A 26,849-nucleotide genomic window follows, 5' to 3' on the forward strand; every position below is an offset into this window, starting at 1 on the left:
CTGCACTCGACAGGGTGTGGGAGAGTAGGACACCGCCGGAACATCCTTGCGGAAGGCCCCCAACAGTGTTGGGGGCCTTTCTGCGTTCCACCACCCCCCGGCCACGCGGGATCGGTGAATTCCACTCAACCCACAACAGAGCGACCGAATCCCCAATAAGCGACCGAATTCCAAATAGGCGAATGGATTCGGATTGCGGCGACGCGTGCGACCTCGGTATTCGCGGTCGCCGCCACGCTGAATTGTTATCGCATACGGGTTCTTGTCATGGTCGACATACAAATCGCGCAACCGGCTCAGGGCCTGGTTCCCGTGGACCACAGCGGCGTCGTCTCCACCCGTGACAATCGCCAACCCTCCTCTGTGCGAACCGCATCGAAGCGGTAGATCTCGCCGAGGGTGTACTGCGGCTCCGACACGGCCGTCGTCGCGGGGGCGAAAGTGGCAATAAGATTCGCCCGCACCTCGGCCGTATCGCGGTGCAGATCGATCATCACATTGGTGATGAAGTGCTGAATACGCCTGTCACCGGAGTGATTTCGGCTCGCCTGCGCGATCAGGGCGTCACGACCTTCGGCCCGACCGCCGGGTGTCTGCGCGGTCGCCTCAGCCGTGTAGATCGTGCGGAAGTCCTCGAAGCGCCCTTCGTCCAGGGCACGGCCCAATTTATTGAGCAGCCCGGTGATCTCGTTGCGGTCCACCAGTGCGCGGAGCTGGTGCGTGTCGTCCTTGGTGGCGGTGGTGCAGGCGGCGAGGAGCGCCAGCGGTAGTGCGGTGAATGGCAGAAATCGGCGGATCTTGCTCATTGATCGAACCTTTCGGACTAAACATTGGTCACTCCAACGTTGGAGTACCCAACGTTATCAGTTTGTGGGTGCAACCAACAAGTTTGCTACATTGCTCTCATGGAGATCGCGCACGAGGGCACCTCGGGCAGGCTGCGCGCCCTGCCCACTCGACTGGTCAACCAGGTGGCCATTCTCGCCAACCGAGCGACCGAGCGCGCCTTCGAAGCAACCGGATCGCGCCGCTACCACTACGCCCTGCTGACCACGCTCGGCGAATTCGGCCCCGCAAGTCAGGCCGAACTAGGCCGTCGCACCCACATTGATCGCAGCGATATCGTGGCCGCACTGAACGATCTGGCCGAACGCGGCTTGATCGAACGTGCCCCGGATCCGAGCGACCGCCGCCGCAATATCGTCACCATCACCAAGGCGGGCAGCCGCCACCTGGACGAACTGGACCAGCGAATCGAAGGCGCCCAGGACGAACTACTCGCTGCCCTCTCCGCCGCCGAGCGTCGCGAACTGGTGCGGCTGCTCACCCGGGTGCTAGATGATCATGTGCAAGGGTGATGGCGCCCCTATTTCCGCAGGCCGGGGATAGGGCGCGGGGAGCGAGCAACTAAACTGCATCCGTGAGTCTTGTGCTGCTACCTGCTGTCGATGTCGCCAATGGAGAGGCCGTGCGCCTGGTTCAGGGGGAGGCGGGCAGCGAAACCAATTACGGCTCCCCGCGCGATGCGGCACTGGCCTGGCAGGAAGCCGGTGCGGAGTGGGTGCATCTGGTCGATCTGGACGCGGCGTTCGGCCGTGGCTCGAATCGTGAACTGCTGGCAAAGGTCGTCGGTGAGCTCGATGTCAAGGTGGAACTCTCCGGCGGCATCCGTGACGACGAATCCCTGGAGGCCGCGCTGGGTACCGGCTGTGCCCGGGTGAATCTCGGCACGGCCGCACTGGAGGATCCGCAGTGGTGTGCTCGCGCCATCGCCAAGTACGGCGAGCGCATCGCCATCGGCCTCGATGTGCGGGTCATCGACGGCGAACACCGGCTGCGCGGTCGCGGCTGGGTCAGCGACGGCGGCGATCTGTGGGAGGTGCTCGAGCGGCTGGAGCGCGACGGTTGCTCGCGCTACGTGGTCACCGATGTGACCAAGGACGGCACCCTCACCGGCCCCAACCTGGATCTGCTGCGCGATGTCTGCGCCGCTACCGACGCGCCGGTCATCGCCTCCGGCGGCGTGTCCACCATCGAAGATTTGGTCGCCATCGCCGAGCTGGTGCCCGAGGGGGTCGAGGGTTCGATCGTCGGTAAGGCGCTGTACGCGGGCCGCTTCACGCTGCCCGAAGCGTTGGCCGCGGTTCGCTGACGATTCGATGACCGCCAACCGCCTCGACACCGAACTACCGGCCCTGCTCGACGTCGCCGGCGAAATCCTCGATGCGGCGAGCCCGCGTTTCGTCGAGGGGGTCGGCGCGCCGAGCGCGGTGGCCAAGGGCCGCAACGACTTCGCTACCGAACTCGATCTGGAGTTGGAGCGCACTATCTCCGCACAGCTCGAGCAGCGCACCGGAATCGAGGTGCACGGTGAGGAATTCGGTGGTCCGCAGCTCACGTCGGGGACCGCGTGGGTGCTCGATCCGATCGACGGCACCTTCAATTACTCATCGGGACATCCCCTTTCGGGCATGCTGCTCGCGCTGGTGCACGACGGCGAGCCGCTGCTCGGACTGACCTGGTTGCCGTTACTCGGCCAGCGTTATTCGGCGGCTGTCGACGGTCCAGTGCTGCTCAACGGCCAACCGTTACCGCGCCTGCCGCACGGGAAACTCGGTGAAGCGATGATCGGCTTCGGCGCCTTCAATGTGGACTCCGCCGGACGCATTCCCGGCCGGTTCCGTTTCGACCTGCTCGGTCCGCTGAGCAGGCTGTCCTCACGGGTGCGCATGCACGGCTCCACCGGCATCGACCTCGCGTTCACCGCATCGGGTGTGCTCGGCGGCGCGATCGTCTTCGGGCACCATCCGTGGGACAACGCCGCGGGTGTCGCGCTGGTGCGCGCGGCGGGCGGGATTGTCACCGATCTGGCGGGAGACCCGTGGACCATCACCTCGGGTTCGGTGCTGGCCGCCGCGCCGGGGGTGCACGAAGAGCTACTCGAAATGATTTGCACGGTTGCCGACGATGCGTGAGCCTGCGCACGAAGGACACAGGGGATGGCAGCCGGCGGGGTGGGTGAATACAGCATGATTCGACGAAGGGTGAGCCGATGACGTTGGCGGTACGCGTTATTCCGTGTCTGGATGTCGACGCGGGCCGGGTGGTCAAGGGCGTCAACTTCGAAAACCTGCGCGATGCGGGCGATCCGGTCGAGCTCGCCGCCGCCTACGACCTGCAGGGCGCCGACGAGCTGACCTTCCTCGACGTCACCGCCTCCACCGGCGACCGCGGCACCATGATCGACGTGGTGACCCGCACGGCCGAGCAGATCTTCATCCCGCTCACCGTCGGTGGCGGCGTGCGCACAGTCGCAGATGTCGATCGGCTGCTGCGTGCTGGCGCGGACAAGGTGTCGGTGAATACCGCCGCCATCGCGCGCCCCGAGGTCTTGCGGGAAATGTCGGAACGCTTCGGTTCGCAGTGCATCGTGCTGTCGGTGGACGCCCGCACCGTTCCCGACGGCCAGCCCGACACTTCGTCCGGCTGGGAGGTCACCACACACGGCGGTAAGCGCGGCACCGGTATCGACGCCATCGAATGGGCCATGCGCGGAGCCGAACTCGGCGTCGGCGAGATCCTGCTCAACTCGATGGATGCCGACGGCACCAAGGCAGGCTTCGATTTGCCCATGATCAAGGCCGTCCGCGAGGCGGTCTCGATACCGGTGATCGCCAGCGGCGGTGCCGGTGCCGTCGAACACTTCGCACCCGCCGTCCAGGCCGGCGCGGACGCGGTCCTGGCCGCCAGCGTCTTCCACTTCGGCGATCTCACCATCCCCCAGGTAAAAGCCGCCATGCGCGCCGAGCAAATCATCGTCCGCTAGCGCCTCCTCCAGATTGAGATCAAATCATTTCCGGCTGAGCATGATTGCACGGCAGGCGTCGAATTAGCGCCACCGATGTCGTTGTCGCACAAACAGATCTGGCTTCCGGGGCCGACCGTCGGCGCACCTGGCAGGTCCTCGGTGAGCTGAATCGCACTCGCGCAGCTTGACATTCTTCGGATTCGTCTGCCGCCACGCCGCGGCGGTGATTGCTATCTGCCCGAGAGTTACCCAGGCTTAGCGACCATGTCCGCCACGTGTCCCGCATGCTCCTGGCCATCGCCGATACTGGTGTCGACACATGGTTCGGTTCGCTATCTGCGTTGCGTTTGTGGCAAATGGCTGGTTGCCCACCGGGGTGGGGTGAACTTGGTCACCGGCAGAGCCGCGTGCACCAAAAAGCCTGTGGCCGAACATCTCGAACTGATTCCGCTGCCGGAGGAGTAGGAACTATCGCGTCGGGTTGCGTTTCGGCACTACACGATGTGTTCCGGTGGGTAGCTGCCTGTATAACGGTGATATGACTCTCGACCCCGCCATCGCGGCCCGGCTCAAGCGCAATGACGCCGGACTCGTCGCCGCGGTCGCGCAGGAGCGCGGCACCGGCGATGTGCTGATGGTTGCCTGGATGGACGACGAGGCACTGGCTCGCACGCTGGAAACCCGCAAGGCGACCTACTATTCGCGTTCGCGCCAGCAGTACTGGGTCAAGGGCGAAACCTCCGGCCACACCCAGTACGTGCACGAGGTCCGGCTCGATTGTGACGGCGATACGATCCTGCTCGTCGTCGACCAGGAGGGCGCGGCCTGCCACACCGGCACACACACGTGCTTCGACTCGGACCTGCTACTCGCCGACAGCTGAGCCCTACCTCGCGCGGCCGTTATGGATTCGGCTGCTCGCCGCTCTCCTCGACCTGCGTCGACCGGCCATTGGACTGACTCAGTGTGTCGCCGAGCTGCCTGACGAGCAGTTCGCTGAGGTCGGCGAGTTGCGCGGTCTGTTCGGCATCGAGACCATCGAAAACCAACTGCCGCACCGCATCCAGATATCCGGGTGCCGCCTCGACAACCTTCGAGTAGCCGTCGTCGGTGAGTACCGCCTGCACGCCGCGGCGGCCGGTGGTTGCTGACCGTTGCGCCCAGCCCATGCGCTCCAACTTCGACACCACATGGGACAGTCGCGATAGCGATGCATTTGCCTTGTGGGCAAGCTCACTCATCTGCAGTCGGTGGCCGGGCTCCTCGGATAACAGCGTGAGCACCCAGTATTCGAAATGGGTAACCCCGGATTCGCGCTGCAGCTGAGTATCCAAAGCGCCTGGTAGACGCGTCATCAGCGCGACGATGGCGCGCCAAGCTCGTTGTTCGTCCGGGTCGAGCCACTTCGTCACTGGGATGCCTTCTTTCGAGCCAAGTGACGTCTTATTGTTAGCGAACCTAGCGATTAACGAAAAGCGCTGTTCACGGTCACTCGCGTGATTGAGTTTGCCACGACTTCGCTCGACCGTCATGGACTTGGTTCGCGACGTGAGGTCACTCACAGAGCCGCAGGGCGGGTCGATGACGTCTGCTAGGTAACCGTTGGTGTTTGCCGAGTGGCAGCGGGTGCCGCCTGCCTGCCCGGATGCCTGCGCTGCCACCGCCGCCAGCCGAACAGGCCTGTCACGGCGAGCAAGGCCACGACCGCAACGATGGCGCCGACCAGCGAAGCGCCACGGAATGCGGGCGCGTCGACGTCGAGAATCCGCTGACCGGCGTGTGCGGCGCTGCTCTCGCCCAGCACGATCGACAATGTCATCAGATTCGGAATCGCGATGATCAGCGCGAGCACCGCGGCGGCACCCGCGACGAACTTTCCGGCTCGTCGCCTCCAGATCAGCGCGGCGAACAGCAACAGGAACAACGGAATCGCGGTGCCGAGCAAGCCATACATCAGACCCCACCCGATGCCCTTGCTGAAACTGCTATCCACCATCCCGGCGATGCGCTGCGCCCACCAGCGCGGAATGAACGCCGCCAGAATGAGGTAGGTGATGATCAACGCGGCGATAACCGCCACTGTGCCGATGATCCGCATGCGCCACGGAGCCAGCGTGGATTTCTGACCGTCCGGCCGAACCTCGCTCGAAGTCATGCATCCAGCGTATGCCGGGCAACGAGAGATCGATGGCCATGGAACTGGCGTTTTTCGCGGTCATTACCGCATGTTCGGGAGCAGGGCTACTGCAGAGCGCGCTCGCGTAGGAACTTCAGCGCCTCGTCGGCGTGCGCATCGGCCCGGAACTCGCCGGTGATCACCGTTGCGACCTTGCGATCCCGGTCGATCACGAAGGTCTGGCGCTTGACCGGGGCGAGCTTGCCGAGCAGTCCGCGCTTCACCCCGAATGTCGAGGCGACCTTGCCGTCGACATCCGACAGCAGCGGGTAACCGAGGTTCTGCTTGGATGCGAATCCGGCCTGGGTGTCGACGCTATCGGTGCTGATGCCGACACACGATGCGCCCAGCGCCGCGAATTCGGCGGACAGATCACGGAAATGGCACGCCTCCGCCGTGCAGATCGGGGTATTCGCGGCGGGGTAGAAGAACAGCACCAGCGGGCCGTTCGCGAGCAGCGCATCGAGCGAACGCGGGGTGCCGGATTGATCGGGAAGCTCGAACTCGGGAGCGAGCTGACCTGTCTGCATAGTGGGGACAGTACCGGGCGCGAGGTCGGTTTGCCGCCCCCGCGCTCGGTCCCGTCAGACCGGATACCGGAATGACGGGTTCGTATCGCGACTAAGCGCCGATGAGTGCGGCGATTTCTGGATTTTTGATTTCCATGACGTCGAGAATTCCGTGTGCGCGCAGCAGCGGCCTGAGTTCCCTGATCCGGTCGCTGTGAGTGGCGTACTCATCCGGAAAGTGATGTTTGTCCAGGGCTTCCAACGCCTTCACATAGGTGACGAAGGAAGCTAGGGCGTTCACATGGTTGGAACTCGGTGATCCGCCCATCGAATGCAGGCCGACCATCCGCGGGGGTTGACCGGGAAGGCCCGAGCCGGCAGCGTGCCGCCCCTCTGGCGCACCTGGTTGCGAGGGGTACATCAGTTGTCTCCTCTCGAAATGGGTACCGCGTGTGAGATCGAACGGGGCGAAGTGTAGTGACGGCTGTCACCAGCCCCTGCGGCACATCGGAACCGGACAGTCGGTTCAGGAGGATGGGATGCGCCGACAAGGCTGTCGGTGCCACCTGGGATGATGGACACATGCCTGGCGCGTCCATTCCCACCACCACGACCCGCGAACAGTTCCACGAACTGGCCGCGGAGCATCGGGTGGTCCCGGTGACCCGAAAGGTGCTGGCGGACTCCGAAACTCCGCTGTCGGCCTACCGCAAGCTGGCCGCGGATCGGGCCGGTACCTTCCTGTTCGAGTCGGCGGAGAACGGGCGGTCCTGGTCTCGCTGGTCGTTCATCGGTGCGGGCAGCCCCTCCGCGCTGACCGTCGTGGACGGCGAAGCGGCCTGGCTCGGGCACACGCCAGCGGACGCGCCATGCGGCGGCGATCCGCTGGTGGCGCTGCGTGAAACCCTGCAACTGCTGCAGACCGAGCGGCTGCCCGGTCTGCCCCCGCTGACCGGCGGCATGGTCGGCTACCTCGGTTACGACGCCGTGCGCCGCATCGAGCGACTGCCCACCTTCGCCGTCGATGATCTGCGGCTGCCCGAGATGGTGCTGATGCTCGCTACCGATCTCGCGGCCTTCGACCATCACGAGGGCGCCATTACGCTCATCGCCAATGCGGTCAACTGGAACGGCACCGCTGAACGGGTCGATGAGGCCTATGACGATGCGGTGGCCCGGCTGGATCGGATGACCGCCGCGCTGGCCGCGCCCTCGGAGTCCACGGTTTCGGTCTTCGATCAGCCCGAGCCGGAGTACCTCCGCCGCCGCACCACCGAAGAGTTCGGTGCGGGCGTACGTCGCCTGGTCAAGGAGATCGAGGCGGGCGAGGCGTTCCAGGTGGTGCTCTCGCAGCGCTTCGAAATGGATTACGACGGTGCGCCTTTGGATCTGTACCGGATGCTGCGCGCGGCCAACCCGAGCCCATACATGTACCTGATCCACATCCCGGACGGTGACGGCGCCACGGCGTTCTCCATCGTCGGCTCCAGCCCGGAATCGCTGGTGACCGTAAAAGACGGCGTGGCGACGACACATCCGATCGCGGGCACCCGGTGGCGCGGCGCCACCGAGGAGGACGATCTGCTGCTCGAGAAGGGGCTGCTGGCCGACGAGAAGGAGAACGCCGAGCATCTGATGCTCGTCGACCTCGGCCGCAACGATCTGGGCCGGGTCTGCCAGCCGGGCACGGTGCGGGTCACCGAGTATCGGCATATCGAGCGCTACAGCCACGTCATGCATCTGGTCTCGACAGTCTCGGGCCGTCTCGCGCCCGGCAAGATCGCATTGGACGCGGTCAATGCCTGCTTCCCAGCGGGCACGTTGTCCGGTGCGCCGAAGGTGCGCGCGATGGAGCTCATCGAGGAGCTCGAGCCCACCCGTCGTGGCGTCTACGGTGGTGTCGTCGGCTATCTCGACTTCGCGGGCGATGCGGACACCGCGATCGCCATCCGCACCGCACTGCTGAAGGACGGGACCGCCTACGTGCAGGCCGGTGCGGGCATCGTCGCGGATTCGGATCCGGACTACGAGGACGTCGAATCCCGCAACAAGGCCATGGCGGTGCTACGGGCGGTGGCGGCCGCGAAAACTGTTCGGGCCTATAGCGCACCTGCGGACGGCAGCGCGGAATGACCGATTCCGAACCCGCCGATACCGATCCGACCGCCCCACAGACCTCGAAGCGCCGATATCCGGTCGGCGCGATCGTCCTGCTCGCCATCGCCGCGGCGGCGCTGTGGGGCTCCTCCCGGATGACATGGGTAACTGTCTCGTCCACCGATGGCCTCACCGAACCACGCACCGACAAACTCAACGGCGGTGTCTGGTTCGGTGCGCTCACGCCGCTGGCCCTGGTACTGCTGGCCGCCATTGCCGCGGTGCTGGCAACACGCGGCTGGCTGCGGCGCATGTTCGGCGTCCTGATCGGTCTGGTCGCCGCAGTGACGGCGGTTCCGGCCTTCGCGCTACTGACCAGATCCGCCGCGACCGCCGCCCGTGCCGCCACCCTGGCGGAGCTGCCCGGCCGCGCGACCGTCACCGAGGTGGTCACTTCCCAGTTCCCGGCCGTACTTTCGCTGCTGGGAGCGCTGGCGGCCTTCGCGGCCGGCGTCCTGCTGGCCCGTATGCCCGAGGACGCGGGCCGCCTGTCGGGCAAGTACGACAATCCGGTCTTTCGCAGGGCAGCCGCCACCGAGGAGGTGACGCGTCAGCGCGCCGCCGACGCGGCCGACGATAACGGTCAGCTTTCCGAGCGGGTGCTCTGGGATGCGTTGGACGCGGGTACCGACCCGACCGAACCGGGTGGATCCGCTTCGGCCACCGACGATTCCGCCAATCATGATCAGCGGAAACAAGGGCATCGAGGTGTCTGAGCAGGTGACTACAAACCCCGGCGCAGTTGCGCCACAAGCAGCCATTTATTCTTTGTCAGCATCGGTGAGACAGCGCCTGGGGGGATTCTCAGGCAGCAAGTCCGTCTCCCCAGAAAGGATTCGAGCCAGATGACGGTACTCGACTCGATTCTCGACGGGGTCCGCGCGGATGTGGCCGCACGGGAAGCCCTGCTGGACTTCCAGGCGATCAAGGCGGCCGCGGCCGCGGCACCCGCGCCGCTGGACGCCCGCGCCGCGCTCCTCGAAGACGGCATCGGCGTCATCGCCGAGGTCAAGCGGGCCAGCCCATCCAAGGGGGAGCTCGCGGATATCCCGGACCCGGCGAGTCTGGCAAAGGCCTACGAGGACGGCGGAGCGCGCGTCATCAGCGTGCTCACCGAAGGCCGCCGCTTCCACGGGTCGCTCGATGACCTGGACGCGGTTCGCGCGACCGTGAACATCCCGATTCTGCGCAAGGATTTCGTGGTCGGGCCGTACCAGATCCACGAGGCCCGCGCGCACGGCGCCGACGTCATCCTGCTCATCGTGGCCGCCCTGGAACAGGACGTACTCAGCTCGCTGATCGACCGCACCGAGTCGCTTGGCATGACCGCCCTGGTCGAGGTGCACACCGAGGAAGAGGCCGACCGCGCCCTCGAGGCTGGCGCCTCCGTGATCGGCGTGAACGCACGCAACCTCAAGACCCTCGACGTCGACCGCGACGTCTTCGCGCGTATCGCGCCCGGTCTGCCCACCGAGGTCATCCGCATCGCCGAATCCGGTATCCGCGGCACCGCCGATCTGCTGGCCTATGCGGGTGCGGGTGCCGATGCCGTGCTCGTCGGCGAGGGGCTGGTTACCAGTGGCGATCCGCGCGCGGCGGTCTCCGAGCTGGTGACCGCGGGCACCCACCCGTCGTGCCCGAAGCCAGCGCGGCGGGGCCGGTGACGACGGTGAGCGAGCGAAACGAGGCAACCATCGACACCGCGGCCTGTGCGGGCACGACCGAGCCGAGCGCCAGCGAGGCGGAGTCGTGACGGCACTGCCGAAGGCCTCCGACGGTATTCACGAGCGCAGCGAGCACGAGCCGGATCTGGGCGGCCACTTCGGCGTTTACGGCGGCAGGCATGTGCCGGAGGCGCTGATGGCGGTGATCGAGGAGGTCACCGCCGAATACGAGAAATGTCGCCTCGATCCCGCCTTCCTCGACGAACTGGACCGGCTGCAGCGCGACTACACCGGCCGCCCGTCGCCGATCTTCGAATGCCAGCGCCTCGCCGAGCATGCCGGTGGCGCGCGCATCATCCTCAAGCGCGAGGATCTGAACCACACCGGTTCGCACAAGATCAATAATGTGCTCGGCCAGGCATTGCTCGCCAAGCGCATGGGCAAGTCCCGAGTGATCGCCGAGACCGGCGCGGGTCAGCACGGCGTCGCCACCGCGACCGCGTGCGCACTGCTCGGCCTCGAATGCGTCGTCTACATGGGTGCGGTCGACACCGCTCGCCAAGCGCTGAATGTGGCCCGGATGCGGCTGCTCGGCGCCGAGGTGATCTCGGTGCGTACCGGTTCGCAGACCCTGAAGGATGCGATCAACGAGGCGCTGCGCGACTGGGTCACCAATGCCGAGGCCACCTACTACTGCTTCGGCACCGCCGCGGGCCCGCATCCGTTCCCGATGATGGTGCGCGATCTCCAGCGCATCGTCGGCATGGAGGCTCGCGCCCAGGTACGGGCGCTCACCGGTCGGCTGCCCGATGCGGTCACCGCCTGCGTCGGCGGCGGCTCCAACGCCATCGGCATCTTCCATCCCTTCCTCGACGATCCAGGCGTGCGGCTGATCGGTTACGAGGCGGCCGGTGACGGTGTCGAGACCGGAAGGCACGCCGCGACTTTCACCGGTGGCACACCGGGCGCGTTCCAGGGCGCTTATTCGTATCTGCTGCAGGACGAGGACGGCCAGACCATCGAATCGCATTCGATCTCGGCCGGTTTGGACTATCCAGGTGTCGGTCCCGAGCACGCCTACCTCAAGGACATCGGTCGCGCCGAATATCACCCGATCACCGATACCGAGGCGATGGACGCGCTGCTGCTGCTCAGCCGCGCCGAGGGCATCATCCCGGCGATCGAATCCGCCCATGCGGTGGCCGGTGCGCTGAAGCTCGGCAAGGAACTGGGCAAGGGCGCGATCATCCTGGTGAACCTGTCCGGGCGCGGCGACAAGGATATGGACACGGCGGCGCGATGGTTCGGGCTGTTCGATGACCACGCCGCCGATAAGGAGAGCCAGCAGTGAGCGAGCGAACCAAAGACACAGCCGAGCATCGCTCGGTCATGACGGAGCCGAGCGCCAGCGAGGCGCAGTCGTGAGTCAGCAGTCCCGCCTTGCGAACACCTTCGCAGCCTGTCGCGCGGAGAGCCGCGCCGCGCTGATCGGCTACCTGCCGGCGGGCTACCCGGATCTGGCCGGTTCGATCGAGGTGTGCCGCACCATGGTCGAATCCGGTTGCGACATAATCGAAGTCGGTGTCGCTTACTCCGATCCGGTGATGGACGGACCGACCATTCAGGCTGCCGCCGATCAGGCGCTGCGCGGCGGTGTCCGGGTGCGCGATGTGTTCTCGGTGGTCGAGGCGATCACCGCGGCGGGTGGTAAGGCCGTCGTGATGAGTTACTGGAATCCGGTGCTGCAGTACGGCGTCGACCGTTTCGCGCGCGATCTGGCCGCCGCTGGCGGATCCGGCATCATCACCCCCAACCTCATCCCGGAAGAGGCCGACAGCTGGTTCGTCGCCTCGGCCGCACACGATCTGGACCGCATCTTCCTGGTCGCGCCGTCGTCCACCGAGGAACGTCTGGTCAAGACGCTGGAGGCCAGCCGCGGCTTCGTCTACGCGGCCTCGACTATGGGTGTCACCGGCGCCCGTGACGTGGTCTCCTCCGCGGCTCCGGCGCTGTGCGCGCGCATCCGCGCCCACTCCGATATTCCGATCGGGGTCGGCCTCGGTGTGCGCAACGGTGCGCAGGCGGCTGAAATCGCGTCCTACGCAGACGGAGTCATCGTCGGCTCGGCACTGGTGACTGCCGCGGCAGAGGGACTCGATGCGGTGCGCACTCTCACGGCCGAATTGGCCGAGGGTGTTCGGTCCGCGACCGTCGTCTCCTAGCCGCCCGCGAGCGGGGCACGCCGACCGCGAATCTCGCGATGTAGCGGTGCTCCGCTACGGTTGGGGCCGTGACCTTACGAGTCCTCGCAGACAGCGTCCTGAGCAACGGTGCCGTCACCGCTGATGTGCTGGCCTACATTCCCAGCCCGTCCCAGGGCGTATGGCATCTCGGTCCATTCCCGCTACGGGCCTACGCCCTGTGCATCATCATCGGCATCGTCGTCGCCATCTGGTGGGGTGAGCGGCGCTGGCAGGAGCGCGGCGGGCAGAAGGGCGCGATTCTCGATGTCGCGATGTTCGCGGTGCCCTTCGGTCTGGTCGGTGGGCGGCTCTATCACGTTGCCACCGACTGGCAGAAGTACTTCGGCGCCGACGGCCACCCCATCGATGCGCTGAAGATCTACCAGGGCGGGCTCGGCATCTGGGGCGCGGTCTTTCTCGGCGGCGTCGGCGCCTGGATCGGCTGCCGGGTCTACCGAATTCCATTGCCCGCGTTGGGCGATGCGATCGCGCCGCCGATTCTGCTGGCCCAAGCCATCGGACGGCTCGGGAATTATTTCAACCAGGAGCTCTACGGCCGCAAAACCGAGCTGCCGTGGGGTCTCGAGATCTACCTGCGCTTCGACGATCAGGGCAAGCTCGACATGATGAACGGCGTCTCCACCGGCGTCGTCGACAAGGTCGTGCAGCCGACGTTTCTGTACGAGATGGTCTGGAACCTGCTGATCGTGGTGCTGCTGGTGCAGATCGATAAGCGCTACCGCATCGGGCACGGCCGCCTGTTCGCGCTCTATGTCGCCGGGTACTGCCTGGGCCGCTTCTTCGTCGAACTGCTGCGCGACGACGAGGCCACCAAGATCGCGGGCATCCGCATCAACTCGTTCACCTCGGCACTGGTATTCCTCGCCGCCGTCGCCTATTTCGTATTCGCGACCAAGGGCAGGGAGACCGCCGATCAACTGCAGCCGTCGACGGTCGCGCGACCGTGGCCGTGGCAGCTGGGGGCGCTGCGTGCGGCGGGCGCCGAATCCGAGGCCGCGTCGAAGGCAGCCGCGCTCGCGGAAGCAACGCCGTCGAAGCACAGCGCCGGGAAGAAGGAAGCTGCGTCCGCCGGAGTCGACGGTGCCGAACCCGATAACAAGGACGACGGGTCGGAGAAGATCGAGGACGAGGCCGCCGAGCATCCGAATCTGACAAAAACCGAGAACTCCGGCAACGAACCGGATACCGCCGGCGATAACCCAACGGAGTCCGAAACCTCGGACGCCGAGCCGGGCAAGGTCGAAACTTCGAAAAAAGACGGCTGATCCCATGGCGACGTGGGCAACTCGTCGGTGTACCGAGTAGACACGCGAAGGCGTGTCCGCGACGATACCCTCGGGCGTCCAATCGCCCGGCAAAATACGCGGGGAGACGGGTGAGTACCCGTCGAAATGCACGAATGATGGAGGACATTTAGTGACCGACCCCTACCAGAACCAGCCAGGCTTCGGCGGCCCCCAGTACGGTCCGCCTGGGACGGGGCCGGACCTGAACAAGCAGCCCGATGCTCCGGGGCAGCAGTATCCGTCGGATCCGTACAACCAGCAGCAGCCGCAGTACGGTCAGCCCCAGTATGGCCAGCCACAGTACGGCCAGCCCGATCCCTATGGTCAGCAGCCGGGCGGCTACCCGCCCGCGCCGTATCCGGGCGGCGGCTACAACCCGAACGATCCGGAAGCGCCCTACGGTCGCGACCCGTTCGGCGTGCCGTTCTCGGATAAGCAGAAGCTGACCGCGGGTCTGCTGCAGATTTTCCTCGGCGGCTTCGGTGTCGGTCGTTTCTACACCGGGCACACCGGCATCGCCATCGCACAGATCGCGGTAACCTGGCTGACCTGCGGTTTCGGCGGTATCTGGCCGCTGATCGACGGCATCATGATGCTGACCGGCAAGGTGCCCGACAGCCTTGGGCGGCCATTGCGCGACTGAGCGCCGAGAACTATCGACCGACAGGCCCGGTCGCATCGGATGACGATGCGACCGGGCCGTCGCCATTTCCGGCGGGCTGTGCGAGGATTCGGCGCACCATGATCGCAATACTTTCGGTTGGCATTTTCCTGGCGTAGCCTGAGCCGGGTTTTTGTGCCGTGTGTGGACATTGTTTTCGTAGTCCAGACACCGAAGAGAGGGACTTCAGTGCGCCGCAAGCTGTTCGCCGCCGCCATGCTCGCCATCGTCACCGCTACCGGGCTCACCGCCTGCGGCAGCAGCAGCGATCCGAACGTGCTGAAGGTCGGCACCGAAGGCACCTACTCGCCGTACAGCTACCAGGGTTCGGATGGCAAGCTCACCGGCTACGACGTCGAGGTGATCCAGGCGGTCGGGGAAAAGATCGGCAAGAAGATCGAGTTCGTGCAGACGCCGTGGGATGCCATCTTCGCGGGTCTGGAATCCAAGCGCTTCGATCTGGTCGCCAACCAGGTGACGATCAATGACGAGCGCAAGGCCAAGTACTCGCTGTCGCAGCCGTACACCACCTCCGAGGGCGTGATCGTCACCCGCGCGGATAACAACAGCATCACCTCGCTCGCCGATCTCAACGGCAAGACCACCGCGCAGTCCGCGACCAGCAACTGGGCCAAGGTCGCCCAGGGCGCGGGCGCGAAGGTCGAAGCGGTGGAAGGCTTCGTGCAGGCCATTCAGCTGCTGAAGACCGGCCGCGTCGATGCCACGGTCAACGACAGTCTCGCGGTTCTCGAGTACACCAAGAAGAACGGCGATGCCAGTGTGCGGGTTGCGGCCAAGACCGGCGAGGTCAGCCACCAGGCATTCGCCGCACGCAAGGACGACGCCGTGATCGGCCAGATCAACACCGCCCTCGAAGCATTGAGCGCCGACGGCACGCTGGCCAAGATCTCGGAAAAGTACTTCGGCACCGACGTCAGCAAATAACCGCCCGTGGATCCCGCGACCAGGGAACTGATCTGGCACAACCTGTGGCCGATGCTGCAGGCCACGATCGATAAGACCATCCCGTTGACCGCCATCAGTTTCGGCATCGGTCTGGTCATCGCGTTGTTCGTGGCGTTGGCGCGGATGTCGCCGCTGTGGTTGCTTTCGGCGCCCGCACGGTTCTACATCTCGATCATTCGCGGCACACCCCTGTTGGTGCAGCTGTTCATCGTGTTCTATGCGCTGCCGCAGTTCGATATCGTCATTGATCCGTTTCCGGCGGCGGTGATCGCATTCAGCCTCAATGTCGGCGGCTACGCCGCCGAGGTCGTGCGCGCCGCCATCCTGAGCGTCGCGGAAGGACAATGGGAGGCGGCCAAGGCCCTTGGCATGTCCTATGCCCAGGAGTTGCGGCTGATCATCCTGCCGCAGGCCGCGCGCATTGCCGTGCCGCCGCTGTCCAATACGCTCATCTCCCTGGTGAAGGACACTTCGCTGGCTTCGACCATCCTCGTGACCGAACTACTGCGCACCGCGCAGCTGGCGGCCGCCCCGACCTTCGACTTTTTCGCCCTGTACGGCGTCGCCGCGCTGTATTACTGGGTGATCTGTCTGGTCCTGGGCTTCGGCCAGACCCGCCTGGAAACGCGGTTGTCCCGCCATGTCGCACGCTGACGAGCCCCATTTGTACTTTCCACTGAGCCTTCGTACATATTTTTCACCTAGCTTTCACCGTGGCCACAGCAGGCCGGCGGTACTACACGGGACTAGGCTCTACTCGTGATGCGACGGACGAAGATTGTGTGCACTCTCGGCCCAGCGACCGCTACCGAGGAACGTATTCGGGAACTCGTCGAGAGCGGTATGGATGTGGCGCGGCTGAATTTCAGCCATGGCGAGCACTCCGACCATGCCGAGAACTACAAGAAGGTGCGGCAGGCCGCGGACCATATCGGCCGGGCGGTCGGCATTCTCGCCGACCTGCAAGGACCGAAGATCCGGCTGGGCCGCTTCATAGACGGCAAGACCGTATGGGCCAGCGGTGAAGAGGTCCGCATAACCGTCGACGAGATCGATGGCACCCACGATCGCGTCTCTACCACCTACAAGGAGCTGGCCAAGGACGCCAAACCGGGCGACCGCCTGCTCATCGACGACGGCAAGGTCGGCGTCACCGTCATTGGGGTCGAGGGCAATGATGTCGTCTGCCGGGTGACCGAGGGCGGACCGGTCAGCAATAACAAGGGCGTCTCACTGCCGGGTATGGATGTGTCCGTGCCCGCGCTGTCGGATAAGGACATCGAGGACCTCGAATTCGCGCTCAAACTCGGCGTCGACTTCATCGCGCTGTCCTTCGTGCGTTCACCCTCGGATGTCGAGCTGGTGCACGATGTGATGGACCGGGTCGGCCGCCGCGTGCCGGTGATCGGCAAGTTGGAGAAGCCCGAGGCCATCGATAATCTCGAGGCCATCGTGCTGGCCTTCGACGCGGTCATGGTCGCCCGCGGTGACCTCGGCGTCGAACTGCCGCTCGAGCAGGTGCCGATCGTGCAGAAGCGGGCCATCCAGATGGCCCGCGAGAATGCCAAGCCGGTCATCGTCGCGACCCAGATGCTGGAGTCGATGATCGAGAACTCCCGCCCGACCCGCGCCGAGGCCTCCGATGTGGCCAACGCGGTGCTCGACGGCGCAGATGCGGTGATGCTGTCGGGTGAGACCTCGGTCGGCGCGTACCCCATCGAGACGGTTCGCACCATGGCGCGGATCGTGCACGCGGTGGAGACCGAATCCACCCGCGTGCCACCGCTGACCCACGTGCCGCGCACCAAGCGCGGTGTCATCTCCTATGCCGCCCGCGATATCGGCGAGCGGCTCAATGCCAAGGCGCTGGTCGCCTTCACCCAGTCCGGCGATACGGTTCGTCGCCTGGCTCGTCTGCACACTCCGCTGCCGTTGCTGGCGTTCACCCCCCTTCCCGAAGTGCGCAGCCAGCTGTCGCTCACCTGGGGCACCGAAACCTTCATCGTCCCGACCGTGGACAGCACTGATGCGATGATCCACCAGGTGGATGTAGCACTTCTGTCCATGGAGCGATACCAAAAAGGTGATCTGGTGGTAATCGTGGCCGGCTCCCCGCCCGGTACTGTCGGCTCCACCAATCTGATCCACGTGCACCGTATCGGTGAGGAGGACCATTAGTCGTGACTGCTTCGCTAGGTGGCACTGTCGGCCTCGGGGCCGCAGCGGAGGGGACCGATCTCGAGGTGCTGCTCGGACTGCTCGATCTGGAACAGGTCGACGAGGATGTCTTCGTCGGCCAGCATCCGGAGAAGGTCTGGAGCCGCACGTTCGGCGGTCAGCTGGTTTCGCAGGCGATCATGGCGGCGGGACGGACGGTCGATGGTGACCGTCCGCTACACGCCGTCAACGCACATTTCGTGCGTGGTGGCGATGTGAAGAAGCCGATCGAGTATCAGGTCGACCGCCACCGCGACGGGCGCTCACTGGCCAACCGCACGGTCACCGCGACCCAGGACGGGCAGGAGCTGTTCGTCATGCTCGCCGCGTTCCAGGATTGGGGCAAGGGGCTCGAACACGCGCATGCCCAGCCGGAGGTGCCGGATCCGGAGACGCTGCCGCGCGTCGAGGAGAGCTTCGCCGGCTTGGAAGACAAGCTGGAGATGTTCGTCAAGGCGCCGCATCCGATCGATATGCGCTACACCAACGACCCGGCCTGGATCCTGAAGGGCACGGGGGAGCGGCTCAACCACAATCGCGTGTGGATGCGCGCGGACGGCCGACTGCCCGATGATCCGCTGATTCACGTTGCGACGCTCGGCTATTCGTCCGACACCACGGTGCTCGATTCGATCATTACCACACACGGTCTGTCCTGGGGTCTGGATCGTATCGTGGCCGCGACGATCAACCATTCGATCTGGTTCCACCGCCCGTTCCGCTTCGACGATTGGGCGCTCTACGCAACCGAGTCCCCGGTGGCGGCGGGGTCGCGTGGCCTTGCCACAGGCCGGTTCTTCTCCCGCAGTGGCGAATTGCTTGCCACCACCGTCCAGGAAGGCATTATCCGCCACTTCCCGGCGCGCCGTTGAGTTCGGGTGCTCATGTGTTTGCGGACAGTGACAACTGATTTCGTAAGCACATGGGTGCCTCGTCGGGAACACCCAAAAGCCTTGCGGCACACGACGTAGGACCTGTACACGACCTCCGTGTCGCCTGACCGGTATGGCCTCAATATCCGGGGAGGCGGAACCGTTCGCGCTCGGTTTCGAAGTCGAAGCTGTCGCGGCGCTGCACACGGATGGTCCGCGGAATCTCCAGATCCATTGCGCAGCTTGCGGTTTCCAACATCAGGCGCTTCTCCAGCGCGCTCAGGCTCGGTGCGGTCAGATCACGCGGCGCACCGACCAGGCTCAGTGCGATCTCATAGGTGCGTCTTGCCCCCTGCTCTTGGTCGGGATGCTCTACGCGCCATTGGGTTTCTAGTAGTAGGTGCTCTGGGGCGTCGGACTCGACTGGCAATGTGAAGCGCCACGCGAAGACATCGCGGTCCTGGAGGTGGTCGTCCACCACCTCGCGTACCGAATCTACGACGCGATCGAGGGTTTCCGGTGTCACATAAACATGGAGCGAAACATCCGAAATTCGTTTCGGCATGTCTGATTCCTGTCGTGTGTCGAACCATCAACGGCGGAAGTTATTCCGCGCGCGAGTGTAATCGCTTTACCCGCTAATTGGACACCGGGCCCTGCGTGTCAGCGGATCCGCTGGGCGGCAAGGAAGGCGGCCAGTGGCGCGGGACGCGCCCCGGGGGCCACTACGAGGCCGGGGCGTTCGTCGTCGACGTGCCGCTGCTGCTCGCGCGGCGCCAAGGCCAGCAGCAGCGGCACCAATGCCTCGGCGATGCGGTCGCCTACTTCGCAGAACGCCGCTTCCGACAGTCCGACCGGGTCGGCGATATTCTCCCGGCCGACGAGGGCGAGGTCGTGGCGGGCGTGGTGCAGATCGGCAATCGTCTCGGCGCCGGTGACCTTGGCGATGCGATGTGCTTCGAGCAGGGTAAAGGTGCGCGATCCGGCGCCGAACGCCATCTGCGCCGCCTGATCCCGGATCTGCTCGGTCATGGCCAGCACCAGATTCGCGCGGTCGATCATCTCGGGCGCGAGTTTGCGGGCCCGGAAATGGTCGGCGTCGGCACCGAGTCCCTCGATGGTCCGCGCGGCCAGCGGCTCGATCGGAAAGCCAACCAGCGCACGGGTTCCCGCACTCTCAGCGGTGAGACCGGGCAGGTTGTATTCGACCGCTACGGCGCGGGTGAGCCGCTCGGCGATTGCCGAACGACAGACATTGCCGTTGCAGACGAACAGGACGTGCATGGGGATACGGTAGGCCGCGCACGGACCGACCAGAAGGCCGTCGACATCGAATCACAGCCCACGGAATACATATTCATCTGCTGGTCAAGTGCCGTACACAAAGTACGCCCCGGTATCCAGAGAGACGCTCGATAAGCGTTGCCAGCAGGCGGCCGATGGGTAATCGAGGTCTGGGCGTCCTGCCGAAGGTACCCGGCGCGAGCGGTTTCAACCATCACAGTATTGCCACGGTTGGGGATCGGATTTACTCGGACTCTCCACCGTAGTAAGCGGATTCGGCGACCACGGGTGCCTCCTTGGCGGCCTCGCCGTGCACCCGACCCCTGGTGGTGAACATCCGACCCCGCGAGGCTACGACGGGTGCGAACCGCGGCAGTCCGGAGGCCGCTCCCATATCGTCGTACATCGCATCGATACCGCCGCGCATGAAGTAGGCCTCGTGCCAGAATCCGGTCCCGCCGGAGTCGCGCAAGAACTTCTGCCACCAATCCCGGTGCGGCGCAGAGCGTGTCCACCGTTCCAGCGAATCCAGATCCCGCCAATACTGTCGCGCTCCCCAATGCGGCGGAAACAGCGACCAGATCACATCCTCGTGTGATAACAGCCCGTCCGGCCGATCCTTGTGTGACCGATACAGTTTCGGGCCCAGACCGAGCAAACGCAGGATTCCGCGGGGCTTGCGCACCCGCATCCCGATATAAATGACGACCAGATCCGGATACCCGGACAGATCGACAGTGGTCCTGTTAACCCGCATCAAGGCACCTCCGTATCGGGCTGCCTACCTGCAACCCTACGCTGGAACTACGACACAGCCCGAGCCCCAGTTCGATCATTCGACCCGGTTGCGCCGATAGCGCGAAGCCGCGACATCCGCCGATAGCGCGACCACGGCAGGGTGGTCCCGGGGGCGCACCCCCGCGTGATGACGAAATGAGACGGGCTCATGCTCTCCATGAGCATGAGCCCGCCACGAACACAGTGCCGATTGTGGGACTCGAACCCACACGTCCTTTCGGACAACGGTTTTTGAGACCGTCGCGTCTGCCAGTTCCGCCAAATCGGCGCACCGGTGGAAAAGCATAGCGTGTCACTGTCGAAAATCACGAATGGGCTGGGTAGGAAGTGATCATCACCCGGTTTGCGCAGGGTATATGGGTTGTATGCGCAACTGAAAGGTACTCTTTACATCACTCGACGGCGACAGTGTGGGCGCGATGGACCGTTGCCCGGACCACGGCCACTCATTCGCGTGTCGGGACACGGCATCGGAACCAGAGGGGTCTACCTATGAGCAACACAGCAGGGGGCGCCGGCACGAAGCGGGACGCCGGGGCGAAGCGGGTCGTCGTCGCGGAAGACGAGGCGCTCATCCGCATGGATCTGGTGGAGATGCTGACCGAAGAGGGCTATCAGGTTGTCGGTGAGGCGGGCGACGGCCAGCAGGCGGTGGATCTGGCGGTGGAGCATCGGCCGGATCTGGTCATCATGGATGTGAAGATGCCGCGCCGCGATGGCATCGATGCCGCGGCCGAGATCGCGTCGAAACGTGTTGCGCCGGTTGTGATTTTGACCGCGTTTAGTCAGCGCGATCTGGTCGAGCGGGCGCGCGATGCCGGTGCGATGGCTTATCTGGTCAAGCCGTTCACGAAGTCGGATCTGGTCCCTGCCATCGAATTGGCGGCCAGCCGCTTCCACGAAATCACCGCGCTGGAGAGCGAGGTCGCCAATCTGGCCGACCGGCTCGAGACGCGCAAGCTGGTGGAGCGCGCCAAGGGCGTGCTCATGCAGACCCAGGGATTGTCGGAACCGCAGGCATTCAAGTGGATTCAGCGTACGGCGATGGACCGCCGCACTACCATGAAGGCGGTAGCCGAGGTCGTGCTGGAAAATCTGGCGCCCAAGTAGGCCCTTCCTTTCGCCCCGGCCGTTCAAGGCCGGAAATTTTACTTCCCGGAAACCCGATCGCGATGAAAAATTCGAAACGAAGTCGATCGGATGATCCGAATGTGATGCGCAGCTAACGTAGCAACGCTATGTTCTGACCGGGCTGACGTGGTCGGCCTCCTCGGAGGAGAGCCCGGGGGAGCACAGGACGTAGAGGTGAAACGTGCTTAGTTCGACATGGCGCAGTCGTTCGATGCGGGGTGCATTGGCCATCGGTGCCGCCGCCGCGCTCGTGCTGACGGGGTGTAGCGATAAATCGACCGACGGTGGTTCGGGCACCTCCGGCACCAGTGGCGCGGGCGGACTGAAGATCCAGCCGGTGATGCAGATCGACGCCAACGGCAAGCAGGTGCCGAAGTCGGACAGCGCCGCGGCCGCCGACCCGGCGGGCGACGGCAAGGCCACCTGCCCCGCGGGCACCGCGATCGCCATGGCGGGCGCGCTCACCGGACCGGACGCCGCCCTTGGCATCAATATCGTCGACGGCGTCAAGCTTGCGCTGGACAAGCACAACAAGGCCAACCCGGGCTGCAAGATCGAGCTCAAGCAGTTCGATACGGAGGGCGATCCGCAGAAGGCCACCCAGGTCATCCCGCAGATCGTCAACGACAAGTCGATCATCGGTCTGGTCGGTCCGGCGTTCTCCGGTGAGACCAAGGCGACCGGCAAGATCCTCAGCGATGCCGGCCTGGTCTCGACGACCGCCTCGGCCACCAATGAGACGCTGACCCAGAACGGCTGGACCAGCTTCTTCCGCGGCCTGGCCAATGATGGCGTGCAGGGTCCGTCGGTCGGCAAGTACCTGGTCAACACCGCTGGCTACAAGAAAGTCTGCGTCATCCAGGACAACACCGACTACGGCACCGGCCTTGCCAAGACGATCATCGAGGGCCTCGGCTCCGCCAACGACGCGGGCTGCAATGCCAGCATCAAAAAGGGCGACAAGGACTTCTCCGCCACGGTCACCAAGATCGCGAGTGCCGCGCCGGATGCTGTCTTCTACTCCGGTTACTACTCCGAGGGTGCCCCGCTCGCCCAGCAGTTGAAGTCCGGTGGCGTCAAGGCGGTCTTCGTCTCCGCCGACGGCACCAACGATCCGCAGTTCGTCGCTCAGGCCGGTAGCTCGTCCAAGGGCGCGGTACTGTCCTGCCCGTGTGGTCCGGCGCCGGAGAAGTTCGCGGCCGACTACAAGGCACTCAATGGCGCGGAGCCGGGCGTGTACTCGGTCGAGGGCTACGATCTGACCACGATCTTGGCCAAGGGCATCGATGGCGGCAAGCTCACCCGCCCGGATCTGCTGGAATACGTGCGGTCCTATGACGGCAACGGTCTTGCGCGTCAGTACAAGTGGAACCCGACCGGTGAACTGGCCAACGCACTGATCTGGATCTACGAGGTCAAGTAGCCCTAGACAACCAGCACGGCGGCACGTACAGGGGTTCGTGCGAATCCCCGTACGTGCCGCCGTGTCGGGTGGGCGAATTCAATGAGGGCAAAAGACGAATGACATCAACGGCATTGGCCGGTGCAGCACAACTCGCCGGCTCGATCGACTTCAACTACCACGGAGTGATCGATAACTTCTGGCGACTGACCGTCGACGGGGTGACCTACGGCTCAATCTATGCCTTGGTCGCCGTGGGCTATACCCTGGTCTACGGCGTATTGCGGCTGATCAATTTCGCCCATTCGGAAATATTCATGCTCGGCATGTTCGGTCAATTGGTCGGGCTCATGCTGTTCGGATTCGTGGCGAATCCCGATGTCTACACCCAGGGCATCATCCTGACCGTTATCTATCTCGCATTGGCGATGATCATCGGCATGCTGGTATCCGGCGGCGCCGCGGTCGGATTGGAGCGCGTGGCCTATCGGCCATTGCGTAAACGCGGGGCCAAACCGCTGAGCTTCCTCATCACGGCGATCGGTATGTCGTTCGTGCTCCAGGAATTCGTGCACTTCATCCTGCCGAAGATCAATCCCAAACTCGGCGGCACCAATGCGCAGCAGCCGGTCAAACTGGTCGAGCCGAGCGTGCAGTTCAGCTTTTTCGGCGCCGAGGTCGACAACATCAAACTGCTGATCGTGCTCGCGGCGATCGCGCTGGCGATCGTGACCGAGGTGCTGATCAATCGGACCAAATTCGGGCGCGGCATCCGCGCCGTCGCCCAGGATCCCGACACCGCGACGCTGATGGGCGTTTCGCGGGAGCGGGTCATCATGTTGACCTTCTTCATCGGCGGTGTGCTCGCCGGTGCGGCCGCGCTGCTGTACGCGATCAAAATTCCGCAGGGCATCATTTACTCCGGCGGATTCATTCTCGGCATCAAGGCATTCAGCGCCGCGGTGCTCGGTGGCATCGGCAATCTGCGCGGCGCATTGCTCGGCGGCATCCTGCTCGGTGTGGTGGAACAGTACGGCCAATCGCTGCTCGGTTCGGAGTGGCGCGATGTCGTCGCGTTCGTCGTGCTGGTGCTGGTGCTGATGGTGCGCCCGACCGGCATCCTCGGTGAAAGTCTCGGGAGGGCCCGCGCATGACCGACTCGACCAAAACCCCTGACTCCGTACCCGAGACACCCACGGCGGCCGCGCCGCGACACGGTGTCGGAGATTCGATTCGGACCTGGTGGGACGGCCTGAGTCGTCCCGCGCAATGGGGTGTCGGCGTGCCGATACTCGTTCTGCTCGCACTGCTTCCGCTGTTCCCACCGCCGCTGCTGGATACCCCCGGCTACAACTTCGGTCTGGTCATGGCGCAGGTCGCGATGTATGCGCTGATCGCTATCGGTCTGAATGTCGTTGTCGGACAGGCAGGTCTGCTCGATCTCGGCTACGTCGGCTTCTACGCCATCGGCGCGTATACGGTCGGCCTGCTCACCAGCCCGAATAGTCCGTGGAATCAGACCGACGGTGGCTGGCTGAATCCGACCTGGGCCTGGATGGCCTGCCTGCCGATCGCGGTCGCGGTCACGGCCATTTCCGGCATCATCCTCGGTACCCCGACCCTGCGGCTGCGCGGTGACTATCTGGCGATCGTCACTCTCGGATTCGGTGAGATCGTGCGACTGCTCGCCGACAATCTCTCCGATATCACCAATGGCAGCCTGGGTCTTTCGGGTGTCGCATTCCCGCACGTCGGTGCGTCCGACAGCAAGCCGGAGGGTGTCTTCTCCGGCGGTAACAGCGGCAATGCCGACAGTGCCAATCTGCTCGACCGGGCCAGTTACGGCACCTGGTGGTATTGGTTCGCGATGGTGCTGGTGATCATCGTGCTGCTCATTGTCGGCAATCTGGAACGCAGCCGGGTCGGGCGCGCCTGGGTGGCCATCCGCGAGGATGAGGACGCCGCCGAGATCATGGGCGTGCCGACCTTCAAATTCAAGCTGTGGGCCTTCCTGATCGGCGCTGCCGTCGGCGGCATGTCCGGTGCGATCTATGCCGGTCAAGTGCAGTTCATCAACCCGACCGGGTTCAACATCATCAATTCGATGCTGTTCCTGTGCGCGGTCGTCATCGGTGGTCAGGGCAATAAGCTCGGAGTCATCTTCGGCGCGTTCATCATCGCCTATCTGCCCGCGCGGCTGCAGTCGGTGAAATTGGTGAGCAATGAGTCCACCGGATACATCCTGTTGGCCATCGACGTGCTGGTCTTCGTCGGGCTGGTCCTCGTATGGAAATACAAGGGCGACAGTTTGGGCGTGTGGCTGCGGCGTGCCTGCATTATCGGCATGGTTGTCACCGGTGTCATGGGGGCACTGCTGCTCGGCAGCGTGTTGCTGTTCCGCGTCGGCGGTGCGCAGTCCCTCGGTGACCTCAAATACATGTACTTCGGAATTACCTTGGTGGTCATGATGATTCTGCGGCCACAGGGTCTGTTCCCGGTGCGGCAGAAACTGTTGACCTTCGGTAGGCAGGTGTATCAGGCCGTGCGTAAACCGGGTGAGCGTGAACTGATCGGAGCGCAACGATGACCGGGCCGGGCGCGGGTGACGCGTTGTTCGACAACGAGGATATGGCGGCAGGCTATGCGGCGCCGCCCGAGGTCGAGAGCGCGGGCGAAGTCGACGTCACCGCCGTGATGCCGGTGCTCGCCGATGCCGAGGTCGTCGCGGATGTGGTTGCGCCGCATCGCGAAATCGAGACCGCTGTTGGTGAGCCGCTGCTGCGCACCGATGAGCTGACGGTGAAGTTCGGTGGTCTGACCGCTCTGGACAAGGTCAGCTTCGAGATCCGCCGCGGCGAAATTCTCGGGCTGATCGGGCCGAATGGCGCGGGCAAGACGACCTGCTTCAACGCCATTACCGGTGTCTACAAACCGGCCTCGGGTCTGGTGTATTTCGACGGTAAGCCGCTGACGAAGACCAAGCGCAACGAGATCACCCGACTCGGAATCGCCCGCACCTTCCAAAATGTGCGGCTCTTCGGCGAGATGACCGCGCTGGAGAACGTGGTGGTCGGCACCGACGCCAGGCATAAGACCTCGGTGCCCGGTGCTATTTTCCGCACGCCGCGGCACCGCAGCGAAGAAAAGGACGCGATCGAGCGCGGCATGGCCCTGCTCGAGTTCGTCGGTATCGCACCGCGGGCGGTGGAGAAGGCGCGCAATCTCTCCTATGGCGATCAGCGCCGATTGGAGATCGCCCGCGCGCTGGCCACCGAGCCGAAACTGCTCTGCTTGGACGAACCAGCCGCAGGGTTCAACCCGAGCGAGAAATCGGCGCTGATGGATCTGATCCGCAAGATCCGCGACGACGGGTTCACCGTGCTGCTGATCGAGCACGATATGCGCCTGGTGATGGGTGTCACGGACCGGATCGTGGTGCTGGAGTTCGGTCGCAAGATCGCCGACGGGTTGCCCGCGGAGATCCGCGACAACCCGGATGTGATCGCGGCGTATCTGGGTGTGCCCGATGCCGAAGCCGCGGCGGCCGAAAAGCCCACCGCCGTAACCGAAGTGGTTGAACCGGAAAAGCCCGCCGACGAGCCCGCCCCGGCCGGTGACGAGCACAACAAGGCGCAGCCGCGCGACTTCAGCGAA

28 protein-coding genes, 1 tRNA gene and 1 pseudogene are annotated in these 26,849 nt (G+C 64.7%); 21 read left to right on the forward strand and 9 right to left on the reverse strand.

Translation table 11 applies throughout. The features are described from left to right. Positions 1-296: 296 nt before the first annotated feature. Positions 297-806: a nuclear transport factor 2 family protein gene (locus tag ACIBG0_RS29090; RefSeq protein WP_397036644.1), complete on the reverse strand. Its 510-nt coding sequence runs from the start codon at positions 804-806 to the stop codon at positions 297-299. 99 nt (positions 807-905) lie between these two features. Here ACIBG0_RS29090 and ACIBG0_RS29095 point away from each other — a divergent pair, with 99 nt between their 5' ends. From ACIBG0_RS29095 to hisI, 5 genes are all read left to right on the forward strand, one after another. Beyond that, positions 906-1,358 carry a MarR family winged helix-turn-helix transcriptional regulator gene (locus ACIBG0_RS29095; RefSeq protein ID WP_397036647.1) on the forward strand — a complete coding sequence of 151 codons (453 nt, stop codon included), beginning with the start codon at positions 906-908 and terminating at the stop codon, positions 1,356-1,358. Positions 1,359-1,420: 62 nt separating this feature from the next. Next, the gene (gene priA / locus ACIBG0_RS29100) at positions 1,421-2,152 is read left to right on the forward strand and encodes a bifunctional 1-(5-phosphoribosyl)-5-((5-phosphoribosylamino)methylideneamino)imidazole-4-carboxamide isomerase/phosphoribosylanthranilate isomerase PriA (protein ID WP_397036649.1); all 732 of its coding nucleotides are present in this window, start codon (positions 1,421-1,423) and stop codon (positions 2,150-2,152) included. Between the two features lie 7 nt (positions 2,153-2,159). Next, positions 2,160-2,975: an inositol monophosphatase family protein gene (locus ACIBG0_RS29105; RefSeq protein WP_397036651.1), complete on the forward strand. Its 816-nt coding sequence runs from the start codon at positions 2,160-2,162 to the stop codon at positions 2,973-2,975. A 77-nt stretch (positions 2,976-3,052) separates the two neighbouring features. Further along, on the forward strand, positions 3,053-3,826 hold the full coding sequence (gene hisF, locus ACIBG0_RS29110; protein ID WP_397036652.1) for an imidazole glycerol phosphate synthase subunit HisF: 774 nt from the start codon (positions 3,053-3,055) through the stop codon (positions 3,824-3,826). Between the two features lie 520 nt (positions 3,827-4,346). Next, positions 4,347-4,691, forward strand: coding sequence for a phosphoribosyl-AMP cyclohydrolase (gene hisI, locus ACIBG0_RS29115; RefSeq protein ID WP_062993581.1), 345 nt, complete (start codon positions 4,347-4,349; stop codon positions 4,689-4,691). Between the two features lie 19 nt (positions 4,692-4,710). On the opposite strand, the gene ACIBG0_RS29120 is transcribed toward hisI, so the two are convergent. The 4 genes from ACIBG0_RS29120 to ACIBG0_RS29135 all read right to left on the reverse strand — a co-directional run bounded on the left by ACIBG0_RS29120 (position 4,711) and on the right by ACIBG0_RS29135 (position 6,914). Beyond that, positions 4,711-5,220, reverse strand: a complete 510-nt coding sequence (locus tag ACIBG0_RS29120; protein ID WP_397036654.1) for a MarR family winged helix-turn-helix transcriptional regulator — start codon at positions 5,218-5,220, stop codon at positions 4,711-4,713. A 179-nt stretch (positions 5,221-5,399) separates the two neighbouring features. After that, positions 5,400-5,963: a permease gene (locus tag ACIBG0_RS29125; protein WP_397036656.1), complete on the reverse strand. Its 564-nt coding sequence runs from the start codon at positions 5,961-5,963 to the stop codon at positions 5,400-5,402. A gap of 86 nt (positions 5,964-6,049) precedes the next feature. After that, entirely contained in the window at positions 6,050-6,514 is a 465-nt protein-coding gene (locus tag ACIBG0_RS29130; RefSeq protein ID WP_397036658.1) for a peroxiredoxin, read from the reverse strand. Positions 6,515-6,605: 91 nt separating this feature from the next. Beyond that, positions 6,606-6,914: a hypothetical protein gene (locus ACIBG0_RS29135; protein WP_397036660.1), complete on the reverse strand. Its 309-nt coding sequence runs from the start codon at positions 6,912-6,914 to the stop codon at positions 6,606-6,608. Positions 6,915-7,075: 161 nt separating this feature from the next. On the opposite strand from ACIBG0_RS29135, the gene ACIBG0_RS29140 reads away from it, so the two are divergent. The 11 genes from ACIBG0_RS29140 (at position 7,076) to ACIBG0_RS29190 (ending at position 18,580) form a co-directional block, all read left to right on the forward strand. Next, positions 7,076-8,626 (forward strand): anthranilate synthase component I, encoded by a 1,551-nt coding sequence (locus tag ACIBG0_RS29140; RefSeq protein WP_397036662.1) that lies wholly within the window; start codon positions 7,076-7,078, stop codon positions 8,624-8,626. After that, the gene (locus tag ACIBG0_RS29145) at positions 8,623-9,366 is read left to right on the forward strand and encodes a TIGR02234 family membrane protein (RefSeq protein WP_397036664.1); all 744 of its coding nucleotides are present in this window, start codon (positions 8,623-8,625) and stop codon (positions 9,364-9,366) included. Before ACIBG0_RS29140 ends, ACIBG0_RS29145 begins: the two co-directional genes overlap by 4 nt. A gap of 129 nt (positions 9,367-9,495) precedes the next feature. Continuing rightward, the gene (trpC, locus tag ACIBG0_RS29150; RefSeq protein WP_397036666.1) at positions 9,496-10,314 is read left to right on the forward strand and encodes an indole-3-glycerol phosphate synthase TrpC; all 819 of its coding nucleotides are present in this window, start codon (positions 9,496-9,498) and stop codon (positions 10,312-10,314) included. 85 nt (positions 10,315-10,399) lie between these two features. Beyond that, positions 10,400-11,665: a tryptophan synthase subunit beta gene (trpB, locus tag ACIBG0_RS29155; protein ID WP_397036668.1), complete on the forward strand. Its 1,266-nt coding sequence runs from the start codon at positions 10,400-10,402 to the stop codon at positions 11,663-11,665. 70 nt (positions 11,666-11,735) lie between these two features. Beyond that, positions 11,736-12,536, forward strand: coding sequence for a tryptophan synthase subunit alpha (gene trpA, locus ACIBG0_RS29160; protein ID WP_397036670.1), 801 nt, complete (start codon positions 11,736-11,738; stop codon positions 12,534-12,536). Between the two features lie 68 nt (positions 12,537-12,604). Then, positions 12,605-13,843, forward strand: coding sequence for a prolipoprotein diacylglyceryl transferase (gene lgt / locus ACIBG0_RS29165; RefSeq protein WP_397036672.1), 1,239 nt, complete (start codon positions 12,605-12,607; stop codon positions 13,841-13,843). Positions 13,844-13,994: 151 nt separating this feature from the next. After that, positions 13,995-14,507 carry a TM2 domain-containing protein gene (locus ACIBG0_RS29170; RefSeq protein WP_397036674.1) on the forward strand — a complete coding sequence of 171 codons (513 nt, stop codon included), beginning with the start codon at positions 13,995-13,997 and terminating at the stop codon, positions 14,505-14,507. A gap of 207 nt (positions 14,508-14,714) precedes the next feature. Further along, positions 14,715-15,470 (forward strand): amino acid ABC transporter substrate-binding protein, encoded by a 756-nt coding sequence (locus ACIBG0_RS29175; protein WP_397036676.1) that lies wholly within the window; start codon positions 14,715-14,717, stop codon positions 15,468-15,470. Positions 15,471-15,476: 6 nt separating this feature from the next. Beyond that, complete coding sequence (locus ACIBG0_RS29180) at positions 15,477-16,145, forward strand: amino acid ABC transporter permease (protein ID WP_397036678.1); 669 nt, start codon at positions 15,477-15,479, stop codon at positions 16,143-16,145. A gap of 105 nt (positions 16,146-16,250) precedes the next feature. Beyond that, positions 16,251-17,669, forward strand: coding sequence for a pyruvate kinase (gene pyk, locus ACIBG0_RS29185; RefSeq protein WP_397036680.1), 1,419 nt, complete (start codon positions 16,251-16,253; stop codon positions 17,667-17,669). A 2-nt stretch (positions 17,670-17,671) separates the two neighbouring features. Continuing rightward, complete coding sequence (locus ACIBG0_RS29190; protein ID WP_397036682.1) at positions 17,672-18,580, forward strand: acyl-CoA thioesterase; 909 nt, start codon at positions 17,672-17,674, stop codon at positions 18,578-18,580. Between the two features lie 139 nt (positions 18,581-18,719). Here the strand turns inward: ACIBG0_RS29190 and ACIBG0_RS29195 are convergent, their stop codons facing one another. From ACIBG0_RS29195 to ACIBG0_RS29210, 4 genes are all read right to left on the reverse strand, one after another. Then, positions 18,720-19,145 (reverse strand): hypothetical protein, encoded by a 426-nt coding sequence (locus tag ACIBG0_RS29195; protein ID WP_397036684.1) that lies wholly within the window; start codon positions 19,143-19,145, stop codon positions 18,720-18,722. Between the two features lie 98 nt (positions 19,146-19,243). Further along, the gene (locus ACIBG0_RS29200; protein ID WP_397036685.1) at positions 19,244-19,864 is read right to left on the reverse strand and encodes a low molecular weight phosphatase family protein; all 621 of its coding nucleotides are present in this window, start codon (positions 19,862-19,864) and stop codon (positions 19,244-19,246) included. 244 nt (positions 19,865-20,108) lie between these two features. Further along, positions 20,109-20,621, reverse strand: a complete 513-nt coding sequence (locus tag ACIBG0_RS29205) for a monooxygenase family protein (RefSeq protein ID WP_397036686.1) — start codon at positions 20,619-20,621, stop codon at positions 20,109-20,111. A 225-nt stretch (positions 20,622-20,846) separates the two neighbouring features. Beyond that, positions 20,847-20,930: transfer RNA gene (locus ACIBG0_RS29210), tRNA-Leu, on the reverse strand. Positions 20,931-21,154: 224 nt separating this feature from the next. On the opposite strand from ACIBG0_RS29210, the gene ACIBG0_RS29215 reads away from it, so the two are divergent. From ACIBG0_RS29215 to ACIBG0_RS29235, 5 genes and pseudogenes are all read left to right on the forward strand, one after another. Further along, the gene (locus tag ACIBG0_RS29215; protein ID WP_040688928.1) at positions 21,155-21,772 is read left to right on the forward strand and encodes an ANTAR domain-containing response regulator; all 618 of its coding nucleotides are present in this window, start codon (positions 21,155-21,157) and stop codon (positions 21,770-21,772) included. 232 nt (positions 21,773-22,004) lie between these two features. Then, entirely contained in the window at positions 22,005-23,216 is a 1,212-nt protein-coding gene (locus ACIBG0_RS29220; protein ID WP_397036687.1) for a branched-chain amino acid ABC transporter substrate-binding protein, read from the forward strand. 98 nt (positions 23,217-23,314) lie between these two features. Further along, complete coding sequence (locus ACIBG0_RS29225) at positions 23,315-24,349, forward strand: branched-chain amino acid ABC transporter permease (protein ID WP_397036689.1); 1,035 nt, start codon at positions 23,315-23,317, stop codon at positions 24,347-24,349. Further along, on the forward strand, positions 24,346-25,782 hold the full coding sequence (locus tag ACIBG0_RS29230; protein ID WP_397036690.1) for a branched-chain amino acid ABC transporter permease: 1,437 nt from the start codon (positions 24,346-24,348) through the stop codon (positions 25,780-25,782). The genes ACIBG0_RS29225 and ACIBG0_RS29230 overlap by 4 nt, the downstream gene beginning before the upstream one ends. Continuing rightward, positions 25,779-26,735, forward strand: a pseudogene (locus ACIBG0_RS29235) (ABC transporter ATP-binding protein); the annotation flags it as partial. The gene ACIBG0_RS29230 and the pseudogene ACIBG0_RS29235, both read left to right, overlap by 4 nt. Between the last annotated feature and the right edge of the window lie 114 nt (positions 26,736-26,849).

The sequence above is a fragment of the Nocardia sp. NPDC050630 genome (genome assembly GCF_044457245.1).
GTDB lineage: Bacteria > Actinomycetota > Actinomycetes > Mycobacteriales > Mycobacteriaceae > Nocardia.